This window comes from Breznakiella homolactica (assembly GCF_016616095.2).
Taxonomy (GTDB): Bacteria; Spirochaetota; Spirochaetia; order Treponematales; family Breznakiellaceae; genus Breznakiella; species Breznakiella homolactica.
This window is the reverse complement of the sequence record NZ_CP067089.2, coordinates 2,200,151-2,212,192: the sequence shown is the minus strand read 5'-3', so window position 1 is coordinate 2,212,192 and position 12,042 is coordinate 2,200,151. Positions and strand designations below refer to the sequence as shown.

The following is a 12,042-nucleotide window of genomic DNA, read 5'->3' as shown; positions in this document are numbered from 1 at the left end:
TCTTTTTGAGATTGTCAATGATGCGGGGGAGCACCGAGTCTGGCAATCCGGAACGTATCCGTGTTTAACGGTTCCGCGGGGCCCGTCGTATGAAAAAAACACCGCAAAGCGGTATTTCTTTTCATACGACACCCGGCGTTACCATTATCGCGCGGATACGTTCCGGCTTAACCGGCTTGGTGCTGCCCTGAGAAGAGGGCGGCTCCCCCTCGTTCCGAAGGTTAGTGTCACAGGTGACACTAACGCTTCTCCACTGCCCCCTCTTCTAGTTTCCGGGTGTTTGTGTCCGCCGCCGCATGCCGGAATGGCATAAAAAAACGGTCCCCCTAGGGGGACCGTCTGTAAAAAACTCGGTACGGGTTGGATCAGAATCCTTCGTAGAAGGCTTCCTTGACCCGGTCAATGGCGGTTGACTGTTCCCGGGTGGGGGGCGTGTCAACATTGACGCCATCCAGGATGTCGTTGATCTGGCGCTGGAGCAGGTCCTTGTCGATGCTTACCAGGACGTAGAAATCGTACACTTCCCGGTCAACGGTTTTCCCGTCGGCTTTGAAATACCGTTTCAGCAGCCAGAAGTCGGTTTCCTTGCGGGCTCCGCTGTAGGTCGCGTCGGAGGCGCTTTTAACCACGTTCTCGAAATACCGGCCGTATTCGTCATCGGGGCTTCCCGCGGCGGCACCGGCAAAACGGGCCTGCACCCGGCTGGACACCATGCGGGACAGATCCTGGGCAACGGTAAACCCGGTTGACCACTGCCGCAATGCATTCAGGTTTGTTCCGGAATCTTCACCGATAAAGACGTATTTATTGTTGTACTGGGGCATGGCTTCCACGCCGCTGACCCCGTCGCTGATATAGCGGGTTACCCATTCGGGGACGTCCTGACCCACCGCTTTGGTCTTATGGTCAATAACCTGGTATGTATCCGTCCGCTCCACGTATTCCGGCGCGGGCGGAAGCGTCTGAGTCTGTTCCGCAGGTTTGCTGGCGCATCCGGCCATTACCAAAGCCCCGGCGATGAGGGCTAATACTGCAATACGTTTCATTTGAATCTCCTTCAAAAAAATCTCCATTATTATATGGCATCGGCATAGATAGAATGCCGCATCCTTGCTTATTTTTCAACCGGAATATGTTAAATATAACACCGGAAGAAAGGGGTTTCACACCCTAATCTCAAATATTTGATAAAAATACTCCATATTTGACCCGATACCGGTCCGTTTATCTGTCCGATCCTTCTCCCGCGGTTCCGTTTCCCGCCGAAAGCTGTTCGAGAAAAACCTCGTCAATCAGTGCCACTATTCCGCCGGAATGTGACCCGGTGCTGCCGCTGTTTTCCGCGCCCAGGCTGAAAACACCGCTCCCGTTTAAGGATTCATTCAGCGGGATAATGAGTTCTTCCGCCGCGGTTTCGGCACCATCAAGATACATTGATACGGCAAAACCCTTTTCCGTAAGGGAGAACATCAGCGCCAGATCGACAATTTCCCCGGCATCCAGCACGGCGGCCGGCAGGGTAATCCTGTGTTTTTCGGTTTCCGTTCCCGCCGCCAGCAGAACCCCTTCGGCAGTAACTGAAATCTCCATTTCCAGGGTCCTGCCGCTGTCCAGGGAAAAAAGCCCCCGGGCAACGGTTCCTGAGGAGCGGGGGACAAAATGTATGTTCAGTTTATTTACCGTGAATCCTGTTTTACTATTGCCGAAGGAAAGGCTGAAATCCGGAATTGTGTACACATCCGCCGGTCCGACGGCGAGTCCGTACAGGTCTTCATGTACTTCCCAGCGGAGAGGGCTGTCTTCAGCCTTAATAAGTACCCTGCCGCCCTGGTTGGGCGCTTTGGCCGCTTCAAGGTTCCCGGTAAACTGGTACCAGTAAACGCACTGCCCGCCGTCATCGGCATAAAAAGCGGGTATCCGAGCCTTGGACGATACGGGAATGGATAAATCCTTTGCGTAACCCGCCGCGTTTTTAGGTACGTTTTTTTTCGGGGTAAATGGAAAAACCTCGGCCCGGATAGTCGTAAATCCCGTTATTCCCGGGGCGGTCCACAGCACCCGGTTTTTCCCTTCGGAAAGGGTTCCTCCGTCAATACGTTTTCCGTTGCTGTACCAGATAATATAGGGATCAATCTCCGGATCGCAGTTCAGTTCCGTTTCCAGCAGTATGGTGAGTCCGGGCATGATGAGGTACGGCCCGCTGCTTACCCCGGGGAGATACATCCGTATATCCTCCACCGAGCAGTAATAGTCTTCAAGGTAATATACCGTCTGGGAACTCTTATACAGCACGTCCCGTTTTCCCAGGATGTGGAAAACCATAACATACTGGCCCGGTTCCAGGTTGTCGGGAAGGGTAAACACCGCCAGGGATTCGTCGAGGCTGTTAACGGTAATCACCGTTTCCCCGGAATACGAGGGAGATTCTTCCCCGGAAGGAAGCAGATACCGTACTTTTTCGCTGACCGCATTGCCTTCGGGGGTTTCAAAGAAGACCAGAAGACCTGTCACATCGGGGTCGCCGTCCACGGAATTCAAAAATGCCGGCCGCAGAGTATCATTCCGGAATATAAAAGAATGGTCCGCGAGGGTCCGGTCATTCACAAAGGCATTTACTTTATATGATTCACTTGCGGAGGGGAGCACTGTTTCCAATTCTCCGCATCCCATGAGGAACAGTGAGAAAAGGGAAATAAGACATAAACATTTTACCAATCGTGTAATCATATTTGGTACTATTATACCCCAGTTGCAATTATTTTTCTATATTATTTTTTCCGGCCCAATTTCTGAGCCTGACCGGTAATTTACGGTTCCATCCTGCAGTATACATTGCCGGGTATACCAAAAACACAGACGCCCCGGGTTCACATTGCCTTAAGCTTTTGTACACGGTACAATACAAATTATGCGGGCAACGAAAGCGATAATACATTTGGACCGGCTGCGCGGAAACATCCAGGCGGTCCGGGAAAAGATAGGGCCGAATCCCAGGATCTGTGTGCCGATCAAGGCTGATGCCTACGGCCACGGCGCCGTGCGTATTGCCGTGGCCGCCATACAGGCCGGCGCGGGCTACCTGGCGGTGGCTTCGACCCAGGAAGGAATTGAGCTCAGGGACGCGGGGATTGTGGCCCCGATTCTGCTGCTTTCCCAGCCATTGGCGGAAGAACTGCCTGATATTGTGCGGTACCGGCTTACGCTGATGATTTCGGACGCTGATTTTGCGGCGGAAGCGGCGGCCGCGGCGGACCGGGCCGGGGATATTCTTTCGGTCCATTTGAAAGTGGATACCGGCATGGGCCGTATGGGCTGCCGGCCGGGGGATGCCCTGGTTCTGGCGCGCCATATCGGTTCCCAGATATCCCTTAAACTGACCGGGACAGCCACCCATTTCGCGGTGGCGGATTCAGCAAAACCCGACGATGTGCTGTATACAAAAGAACAAATTCACTGTTTCCAGTCTGTTCTTGAGGAATTCCGGGATTCCGGGGTCAATCCCGGTATCGTTCATGCCGCCAATTCTGGAGCGGTGGTGCTCCACGGTGACAGCTTTTTCGACATGGTGCGGCCGGGGTTGCTCCTGTACGGTTATCCGCCGGTCAGGGAAGCGGCTGAACTGGTCCCGGTGGAGCCGGTTATGGAACTGCGGACCCATATCGTTTTTACGAAAGAGGTTTTTAAGGGTGAATCCGTATCCTACGGCCGGACCTGGCAGGCCGACCGGAACACGATCCTGGGGACGCTCCCCGTGGGGTACGCCGACGGTCTGCCCCGGTCCCTGAGCGGACGGTATTCGGTGGCGATCGGCGGAAAGGCCTATCCTCTGGTGGGAACCATCTGCATGGACCAGTGTCTCGTCGATCTCGGACCGGATACGGACCTTAAACGCTGGGATGAAGTAACGGTTTTCGGGAACGGAGGGTCAGACGCGGCGGATGTGGCGGATATCCTCGGAACGATTCCCTATGAGATCACCTGCAATATCCATAAACGGGTTCCCCGGGTTTACGTGACCTGAGGCCGCCTGTCCGGGTATTGTCCGGCTGTGTCCCAAAATAAGGAGGAATGTATGGCTATAGAACGGAAAAACCCGGTGCCTTCGGATATTGAAATCGCCCAGTCCGCGGAACTGGAGCGTATCTCCGATATTGCCTCCGGTTTGGGAATTCCCGCCGGCGCGGTGGAGGAATACGGTCCCTATAAGGCCAAGATCGACTGGCGTCTGGGCGGCGCTTCGGAAAAAGCCCCCCGGAAAGCCAAATACATCAATGTCACCGCCATAAGTCCGACTCCCCTGGGGGAGGGTAAAACTACCACCACCGTGGGCCTCGTTCAGGGATTCGGGAAAATCGGGAAAAACGCGGTCGCCGCCCTGCGGCAGCCCTCCATGGGGCCGACCTTCGGGATAAAAGGCGGCGCCGCCGGGGGCGGGTACAGCCAGATTATCCCCATGGAAGACTTCAACCTCCATTTAACCGGGGATATCCACGCGGTGTCCGCGGCCCATAATCTCTGCGCCGCCGCGGTGGACGCGCGAATATACCATGAATCCCGGTGGTCTGACGGGTATTTTGAAAAAATGGGGCTGTCCAAGCTCAATCCCGATCCCCACGGTGTCGCCATCGGCCGGGTCGTGGATATGAATGACCGGGTCCTGCGGCACGTTGTTACCGGGATGGGCAGCCGGGCCGACGGCCCCCTGCGGCAGAGCCACTTCGATATTTCCGTGGCCAGTGAGGTTATGGCCATTCTTGCCCTTGCCTCGGATATGGCGGATCTCCGGAGCCGGCTGGGCCGTATGGTTGTCGCGTACGATACGAAAGGAAATCCCCTTACGGCTGAGGATTTTAAGGTTGCCGGAGCCATGGCGGCCCTGCTCAAGGATGCGCTCAAGCCAAATCTGCTCCAGACCCTGGAAGGCCAGGGAGCCTTTGTCCATACCGGCCCCTTCGCCAATATCGCCCACGGCAATTCCTCGGTAATTGCCGACCGTATCGCCGTGGGGTACGCCGACTATGTGGTCACCGAAAGCGGGTTCGGCTCGGATATGGGAATGGAGAAATTCTTCGATATCAAGTGCCGGAGCTCCGGGCTCGTTCCCGACGCGGTGGTCCTGGTCGCCACGGTCAGAGCCCTCAAAGCCCACGGCGGCGGCCCCGCGGTAACCCCCGGGAAACCCCTTCCCGCGGCATACACCGAAGAAAACCTTGAACTGCTCGGGAACGGTATGGCCAACCTTACGGCCCATCTCGGCATTGTGCGGCGGTTCGGGATTCCCGCGGTGGTGGCCATAAACAGCTTCCCCACGGATACCCAGGCGGAATGGGATCTTATCCGGGACGCGGCCCTCAAGGCCGGCGCCTCGGACGCGGTGGTTTCCCGGCACTGGGCCCTGGGCGGGGAAGGCGCGGCGGATCTCGCGGAAGCCGTGGAGAAAGCCGCCGCCGGGAAGTCCGAATTCAAATTCCTGTATCCCCTGGAAAACACCCTTACCGAGAAGATCGAAAAGATCGCCGGGGAAGTTTACGGCGCCGACGGGGTCGATTTTACCGCGGCTGCCGCGGAGACTCTGGAACGCCTGGAATCCCAGGGGTACGGGAAACTGCCGATATGCATGGCAAAAACCCAGTATTCCCTTTCCCACGATCCGGCCTTAAAGGGCGCTCCCCGGGGATGGCGTCTCCCGGTCCGGGAGGTCCGCCTCGCGGCCGGGGCGGGTTTTGTCTATCCCATCTGCGGGGATATCTCCACCATGCCGGGACTTCCTTCAAAACCGGCGTTTATGAACATCGACGTGGACGCGGAAGGCCGTATCTCGGGCCTTTTCTGAGGTTATTGCCGGGCAAAAACCTGGTGGTTCTCCTCCGGAACCGGCGGCTGTCCGGTATGGAGGAGTTCTTCCATTTCCGTGAGCGAACCGGCGCAGACCGCGTCGGTCCAGCCGAAGGCCTCCAGAAAATCCGCGGCCATGTGCCCTCTGGTGCCCGATGTGCAGTAGATAACGATAGGCCTGTCCCTGGGTTCCAGTTCTTCCATCCGCGACTGGAGTACGGCCAGGGGAATATTGACCGCCCCGGGATACGCCCCGGTTTTGAATTCATCTTCGGTTCTGACATCGACAATCAGAGCCCCGGCTTCGATTTTTTCCATAACTGGACTAAAAACCATCTGCATTGGAACCTCAACAATAGCGTTGCCGTAACGCTGGATTTTCCGCTGCCCCTGTACAGCCGCAGTCACGCCGGCTGTTGCGGTTATTTATACAGCGGAATTAGCTGTCCATGCATTTAGAACCAATAAGTTTTGTGTCAGGTTACGGCTTACGGCTCGGAAGTGGCCTCCCACACCCAGCCTCTCTCCGTAAAGGCAGGATGCCCGCATTACGGTACAGAGAATAGGCTCCGCAGTGAGGTGACCACGGCAGCGCGGGGTGTCGCATGAAAAGAAACACCGCCCTGCGGGGTTTTTTTCATGTGACAGGCCCCCCGGCTCTGGTAATTCCATGCTGCGGAGCTGAGTTATAAGGGTACTGCGGGCGGCCTGCTATGATACCGGATTATCCTGGTTTTCCTCTTCCCTCATTTTTAGATATTTCTTTCTGCGCCATACGGTTACCGAAGCGGAAAAGCCCAATATCAGGGCGGTGACGGCAAATACCGACCGGAAACTGAAAACCGCCGCGGTTACCGAGCCGATCACCGGCCCCAGGGCGGCCCCGGCGTTGGAAAAGGATGTATTGAAGCCGTACACGATTCCCTGTTTATCCCGGTCCACGGTAACCGCGATAATTGCGTTCAGCACGGGAATGGCGCCGCCGATAAAAAACATGGCCATGGACCGCATAACGGTCAGCTGGGTTATGTTGGTAACGAAAATCTGCGGAAACGAAAGCACACAGCCCGCGGCGAGACAGAAAATGAGGGTCTTCCAGTACCCGAGCCGCGAGGCGTATTTGCCTACCAGGAAGGTTGCCAGGGCCGTGGTGGCGGCGCCCACTCCCAGCACAATACCCGTGGCGGACCCGACGTACCGGGATCCCGCGGCGAGTTCCCGCACAAACAGCGGCAGTATTGGGGTGATGATTGAGCTGGATGTCTGAATGGAGAAGGATACTGCCATGAGGGCCAGCAGCACCGGAGACGCGAAAATAATCCCCATGTCGGAGGTTATACCTTTTTTTACTTTCTCGCCCTTCGGAGGTCTCGGACGGGTATCGTCTTCGACCCATTTGAGTACGATGAGTCCCGCGATCACCAGGATCAGGCTGGTAAACAGAAAGGCTATACGCCGGCCGAAAAAATCCGATACAACCCCGCCGAAAAGCGGTCCCAGGGAGTTGCCGATGGAAACGCCGGTCTGCAGGAGCCCCAGGGCCAGAGCAACCTGGGCCGCGGGGGCTATTCCGGCGGCAAGCACCGTGGCGGCGGAAACCGTTCCGACGAAACAGCCCTGGATAGTCCTGAGGATGAGTACCTGCCAAGGGGCGTTGGTCAGGGGAATGAGCGCCACAATAACGCCCCCCAGGAACATGGCCCGCAGGAGCATCAATCTGCGGCTGTATTTATCCGCCAGGTGGCCCCAGATGGGAGCAAAAAGCGCCAGGGTGACGGACGAGGAAGACTGGATAATACCCGACCAGATTTTCAATGTCTGGGGATCCGTAATCCCGAGGTCTTCTGACAGGAACAGCGGGGTAATGGGGTTTGAAATGCCGAAACCGGCAACCGCAAGGGTCTCTGCAATAAGCAACGCCGTATAATTGGCTTTCCAGGGTTTCATGGCGGTGTAAAGTGTACCAGCTTTCTATAGTTATGTAACCCGGCAAAGAAGCATGGTGGGAACCGGTTCGGGGGTCCTGTCAGAGTACTGAGGGTATGGCGGCGCGTCGGCCTTCGGCCTCGAAAGCCGCTCATACCCTCAGTACTCTGACACCCCGCGTTACCGTGCCGGCCATGCTTCTTTGCCGGCTTATCTGGATAGAAAGCTGGTACTCATTTTGAGGGCGGTTCTGGGTGGGTAGCGCATGTTCATTGAATGCGGCGCACCGGCCTGCGGCCTCGAAAGTCGCTCCTATGCATTTTTTCCCGGACACCCCGCGTTACCGGCACGGCCATGCTTCTTTGCCGGCTTATCTGGATAGAAAGCTGGTACACTTTCCGAGTGCGGGGCTGGGTGGTGGGATAACCGGGATTTGGAGGCGCCGCCATATCCGTTGGGGCTTCCGCATACAGGAACCCGGAGTGGGGGTAGTGGAAGACCCGCGAAGCGGGGCTGAAACGAGGGGGAGCAGCCCCCCGAAATGGTTAACCCCAGCTGGTAGAAGCACCAAGCACCCGAGGGTAATGAAAACGCCGGGTGCCATACAACAGAGGGCATGAGCGACTTTCGAGGCCGCAGGCCGACACGGAGCCATGCCCTCTGTTGTATGGCAGGACCCGCAGAATCGTTATTTCGGGTGCTTGGTGGATATACAGCACAGTGCTCCCCCTTCTAATTGACCGGCGGTATGGAAGCCTTTATATTATATAGTATACGTATCACGCTATTCAGATAGATTTATGTGAGGTTTTTGATGGATTATAATGCTACACGGATTATCCGCGGCGATGATGATGACGATGACCAGGAAAAACAGCAGGCTCCGGCGGATCCCCTGATCAGTAAAATGCTTAAAACCCGGACCATCCTTCTTTCCGGGGAAATAAATAAGGATCTCTCCGAGCGGACCATCCGGCAGCTCCTGCTGCTGGAGGATATGGCCGACGAACCTATCCGGATTTTCATTGACTCCCCCGGAGGAGACGCCTATGCCGGGTACGCTATTTTCGACATGATCCGCTTCGTGAAAGTGCCGGTTTGGACCATCGGAATGGGTCTCGTTGCCAGCGCGGCGGCGGTGATACTCCTGGCTGTTCCCAAGGAACGGCGTATCGGCCTTCCCAACAGCCAGTACCTGATACACCAGCCATTGTCCGGTATCCGGGGGGTGGCTACGGAAATTGAAATCCACGCCCGGGAGCTGGATAAGATGCGTGACCGGATTAACCGGCTGATTTCCGACGAAACCGGCGTTGATTTTTCGCAGGTTGAAAAGGATACCGACCGGGATTACTGGATGAACGCGGCGGAGGCGGTGCAGTACGGCCTTATTTCGCGGGTTGTAACGAAGCGGGATGAATTGTGACCGCTGCGGGGTATGTAAAAAAGACCATTCCGTTCCGGGGATGTATCCCGGCCTTGGTTTTTTTTCTGGTGGTTCCTTTTTCCGTGTTCGGCCGTACCGATCCGGTGATGGTTGCGGTGGAAGGGGGAACCTTCTGGATGGGGAGCAATGAGAGCCCCTACGCCCATACGGAGCGGCCCCGGGAAGTAACGGTCAGTTCGTTTTTTATCGCCGAAACAGAGGTTACCCAGGAGCTGTACCGGGAAATCCAGGGAAGCAATCCTTCCCGTTTTTCCGGTGACCAGCGGCCTGTGGATACTGTTTCCTGGTTCGAGGCGGTCCGTTTCTGCAATTCCTTAAGCGAACGGGACGGATTTTCCCCGGCTTATACAATCTCCGGAAATTCCGTAACCTGGGACCGCGGCGCCGACGGTTACCGGCTTCCCACCGAGGCTGAATGGGAATTCGCCGCCCGGGGCGGCGTGCTCGGCGCGCTGACCGATCAGCCCCTGAGCCGTTCATTGTATTCCGGCGGCGCGAACGCGGCCCAGGTCGGATGGTACGACGGGAACAGCGGCAGGGAATCGAAGCCCGTAAAATCAAAAAACCCCAATGAACTGGGGCTGTACGATATGAGCGGCAATGTCTGGGAGTGGTGCTGGGACTGGTACGCAGATTACCCCCGGGAAGCCCAGACCGATCCCCAGGGCGCCGCCGCGACGGGATCCCGGGTGCTCCGGGGCGGCGCGTGGTTCACGCCGGTTAACCTGCTTCGGGTAACCTACCGGTACTGGAACGCCCCCAGCTTTAAGGCGAATTCCGTGGGATTCCGGATTGCCCGGAATTCTGCAGCCGGGTAAAATCCGGTTCCTTCAGATCCGTTTTTTTACTTCCTCAACCAGGCCTTCCGGGGAAAAGCCCCCTAAAAAGAGCAGTTTGCCGTCCAGCACAATCGCCGGGGCAAGGTCCGCCATGGTGAGGATTTTTCTTACGTCTTCGTTCCGCCGGAGATTTTCCTCGGTGGCTTCGTAAAACCGGACATCCCCGGAAAAATCCGTTTTGCTGATAAGGCTTTCAAATTCCGAAACCAGAAGGCGGGTCGCTTTTTTCGCTCCCGGAGCGCAGTCCCCGCAGTGGCCCTCGCATCCTGAGCAGATTTCCTGGTCCCCGTATCCGTAAATTTCTATACTATGCATGTGCTGCCATCCGCGGTCTCATTCCATTATCGCCTTTTCGGCGAGCTCCGAAAGCAGGGGAAGGAGCTGCTTTTTGCGGGATACAATGTCTTTGAGGATATATACCCCTTCTTCCATTTTGGGAAAACTGATCCGGCTGATAAAGGATTTCTTCCCTTCTATAAACAGCAGGGATGTCAGTTCCGTAACATCGGTGACCATCAGGGCCGAGAACAGGCGCTGCCGGGACTTTCGGGCGGACTCCAGCTCCGCGAGGATTTCATCCTTCCGGGCGACGAGGTCGTCGGGGGTATCGGTTTCGATCTGGCTCACGGTGAACTCAGCGCCCTGTTCCGCGTACTGCTTCATATCCATGTGTATGAGCTCCGCCGCGGGCCGGGCGTTTATCTTGCTGGCGATGGTCAGCAGTTCCTGGCCCAGGGTTTTTATTTCCAGGCCGGTTATGGAGGCCAGGTATTCCGCGGCTTCGTGGTCTTCATCGGTGACCGTGGCGGACTGGAGCACCAGGGTGTCCGCCAGGATGCCGCAGAGCAGGATGGACGCCGTGGGCCGGTCCAGGGGGATCCGCAGTTCCCGGTACAGTCCGGTGATTATGGTCGCGGTGGCTCCCACCACCTTGTTGATGAAAGTTATGGGATACCGGGTGGAAAGGTTGCCCAGCCGGTGGTGGTCGATAACCTCCAGGATCTTGTAATGCTCGATCCCTTCCACGGCCTGGCTCGGCTCATTGTGGTCCACCATGATGATTTCGATATTCGGTTCTTTTAAGAGATCCGCTTCAAAGATCACCCCCGCGAAGCGTCCGTCGTCGTCGCCGACCGGCAGGCACCGGGACGGGGCCTTTGAAAGGGGCTCCCGGATCTTGCGGATGGTATCGTTGAGATGGATCATGGGCGCTGAATTGTCCCCCATGGAACCCACCGGGGTTGAGTAAATGATCAGCAGGGAGGTGGAGGATGTGTCGAAGGGGCTTATCATCACCGAGACCCGGTTTTTCTCCGCCAGGGCGGTCAGTTCCTTGTCCAGGGTATTCCCGTTGGTGATCACCAGGGCCCGGACTTTCCGCTCAATGCAGTACTTCTGGATATCCACCCGGTCCCCGACGATGACCATGGCGTTTTCGGGCATCTCCGCTTCCAGGTGTTTTTTGAATGAATCGTCCGCCAGGGCCGCCACCATGATGTGGGATTTTTTGACTTCCTCCGTATCAAAGGCCGTGATCGGCTGGGCCCTGAGGGTGTTCACCAGGAGATTGATGGATGTGGGGATCCCGGATTTTTTGTGGGGATTGATTTTATGAAGAATATACCGGGCGAAGGCATTGTAATGGAGCATGCCCCGGTAGGTACCGTCGCCGTTGATGATGGGCAGGACCTTAAGGGAATCCTGCTGCATTTTTTCCAGGGCTTCCCAGAGTGAAACCCCTTCGGGGACCGTAACCGGCGTATCCGAGAGGTAGTACTCCACCCGGGGAATAAGGTCGGGGATGAATTCCGGGACCGGCACCTTAAACCGGTCGAAGATATACTCCGTCTGGGGATTGATCTTGCCCGCCCGGGCGGCTGAACAGTTGGCCATGCCCAGGGCTTGTTTGAGCCGGGCGTAGGCCGCGGCGGACACGACTGAATCGGTGTCGGGATTCCGGTGGCCGATGACAAAAATACGTTTTTCCATGGTTTC

General features: G+C 56.7%; 10 protein-coding genes. 4 read left to right on the top strand and 6 right to left on the bottom strand.

Annotation, left to right across the window (positions count from 1 at the left end):
• Positions 1 to 365: 365 nt before the first annotated feature.
• Together JFL75_RS10065 and JFL75_RS10060 are read right to left on the bottom strand one after the other, a co-directional pair.
• On the bottom strand, positions 366 to 1,046 hold the full coding sequence (locus JFL75_RS10065; RefSeq protein ID WP_215626553.1) for a hypothetical protein: 681 nt from the start codon (positions 1,044 to 1,046) through the stop codon (positions 366 to 368).
• Between the two features lie 178 nt (positions 1,047 to 1,224).
• Positions 1,225 to 2,604, bottom strand: coding sequence for a hypothetical protein (locus JFL75_RS10060; RefSeq protein ID WP_215626552.1), 1,380 nt, complete (start codon positions 2,602 to 2,604; stop codon positions 1,225 to 1,227).
• A gap of 304 nt (positions 2,605 to 2,908) precedes the next feature.
• Here JFL75_RS10060 and alr point away from each other — a divergent pair, with 304 nt between their 5' ends.
• Complete coding sequence (gene alr / locus JFL75_RS10055; protein WP_215626551.1) at positions 2,909 to 4,021, top strand: alanine racemase; 1,113 nt, start codon at positions 2,909 to 2,911, stop codon at positions 4,019 to 4,021.
• A 51-nt stretch (positions 4,022 to 4,072) separates the two neighbouring features.
• Positions 4,073 to 5,833 carry a formate--tetrahydrofolate ligase gene (locus tag JFL75_RS10050; RefSeq protein ID WP_215626550.1) on the top strand — a complete coding sequence of 587 codons (1,761 nt, stop codon included), beginning with the start codon at positions 4,073 to 4,075 and terminating at the stop codon, positions 5,831 to 5,833.
• 2 nt (positions 5,834 to 5,835) lie between these two features.
• Here JFL75_RS10050 and JFL75_RS10045 read toward each other — a convergent pair whose 3' ends face one another.
• Complete coding sequence (locus tag JFL75_RS10045) at positions 5,836 to 6,177, bottom strand: rhodanese-like domain-containing protein (RefSeq protein ID WP_223292818.1); 342 nt, start codon at positions 6,175 to 6,177, stop codon at positions 5,836 to 5,838.
• A 369-nt stretch (positions 6,178 to 6,546) separates the two neighbouring features.
• Positions 6,547 to 7,782, bottom strand: a complete 1,236-nt coding sequence (locus tag JFL75_RS10040; RefSeq protein ID WP_215626549.1) for an MFS transporter — start codon at positions 7,780 to 7,782, stop codon at positions 6,547 to 6,549.
• A gap of 793 nt (positions 7,783 to 8,575) precedes the next feature.
• Between JFL75_RS10040 and JFL75_RS10035 the strand changes: the two genes are divergently transcribed.
• Both JFL75_RS10035 and JFL75_RS10030 read left to right on the top strand, forming a co-directional pair.
• Complete coding sequence (locus JFL75_RS10035) at positions 8,576 to 9,187, top strand: ATP-dependent Clp protease proteolytic subunit (protein ID WP_215626548.1); 612 nt, start codon at positions 8,576 to 8,578, stop codon at positions 9,185 to 9,187.
• A complete protein-coding gene (locus JFL75_RS10030) occupies positions 9,184 to 10,026 on the top strand; it encodes a formylglycine-generating enzyme family protein (RefSeq protein ID WP_215626547.1) in 843 nt (280 codons plus the stop codon). The genes JFL75_RS10035 and JFL75_RS10030 overlap by 4 nt, the downstream gene beginning before the upstream one ends.
• A gap of 12 nt (positions 10,027 to 10,038) precedes the next feature.
• On the opposite strand, the gene JFL75_RS10025 is transcribed toward JFL75_RS10030, so the two are convergent.
• Both JFL75_RS10025 and JFL75_RS10020 read right to left on the bottom strand, forming a co-directional pair.
• Complete coding sequence (locus JFL75_RS10025) at positions 10,039 to 10,362, bottom strand: hypothetical protein (protein WP_215626546.1); 324 nt, start codon at positions 10,360 to 10,362, stop codon at positions 10,039 to 10,041.
• Between the two features lie 18 nt (positions 10,363 to 10,380).
• A complete protein-coding gene (locus tag JFL75_RS10020; RefSeq protein ID WP_215626545.1) occupies positions 10,381 to 12,036 on the bottom strand; it encodes a putative manganese-dependent inorganic diphosphatase in 1,656 nt (551 codons plus the stop codon).
• Positions 12,037 to 12,042: the final 6 nt, after the last annotated feature.

What these genes read in the sequence shown, in the direction of transcription:
- JFL75_RS10050 (WP_215626550.1), top strand. Translation starts at nt 4,073, where the DNA reads ATGGCTATAGAACGGAAAAACCCGGTGCCTTCGGATATTGAAATCGCC.
- alr (WP_215626551.1), top strand. Translation starts at nt 2,909, where the DNA reads ATGCGGGCAACGAAAGCGATAATACATTTGGACCGGCTGCGCGGAAAC.
- JFL75_RS10035 (WP_215626548.1), top strand. Translation starts at nt 8,576, where the DNA reads ATGGATTATAATGCTACACGGATTATCCGCGGCGATGATGATGACGAT.
- JFL75_RS10065 (WP_215626553.1), bottom strand. Translation starts at nt 1,046, where the DNA reads ATGAAACGTATTGCAGTATTAGCCCTCATCGCCGGGGCTTTGGTAATG.
- JFL75_RS10040 (WP_215626549.1), bottom strand. Translation starts at nt 7,782, where the DNA reads ATGAAACCCTGGAAAGCCAATTATACGGCGTTGCTTATTGCAGAGACC.
- JFL75_RS10025 (WP_215626546.1), bottom strand. Translation starts at nt 10,362, where the DNA reads ATGCATAGTATAGAAATTTACGGATACGGGGACCAGGAAATCTGCTCA.
- JFL75_RS10045 (WP_223292818.1), bottom strand. Translation starts at nt 6,177, where the DNA reads ATGCAGATGGTTTTTAGTCCAGTTATGGAAAAAATCGAAGCCGGGGCT.
- JFL75_RS10020 (WP_215626545.1), bottom strand. Translation starts at nt 12,036, where the DNA reads ATGGAAAAACGTATTTTTGTCATCGGCCACCGGAATCCCGACACCGAT.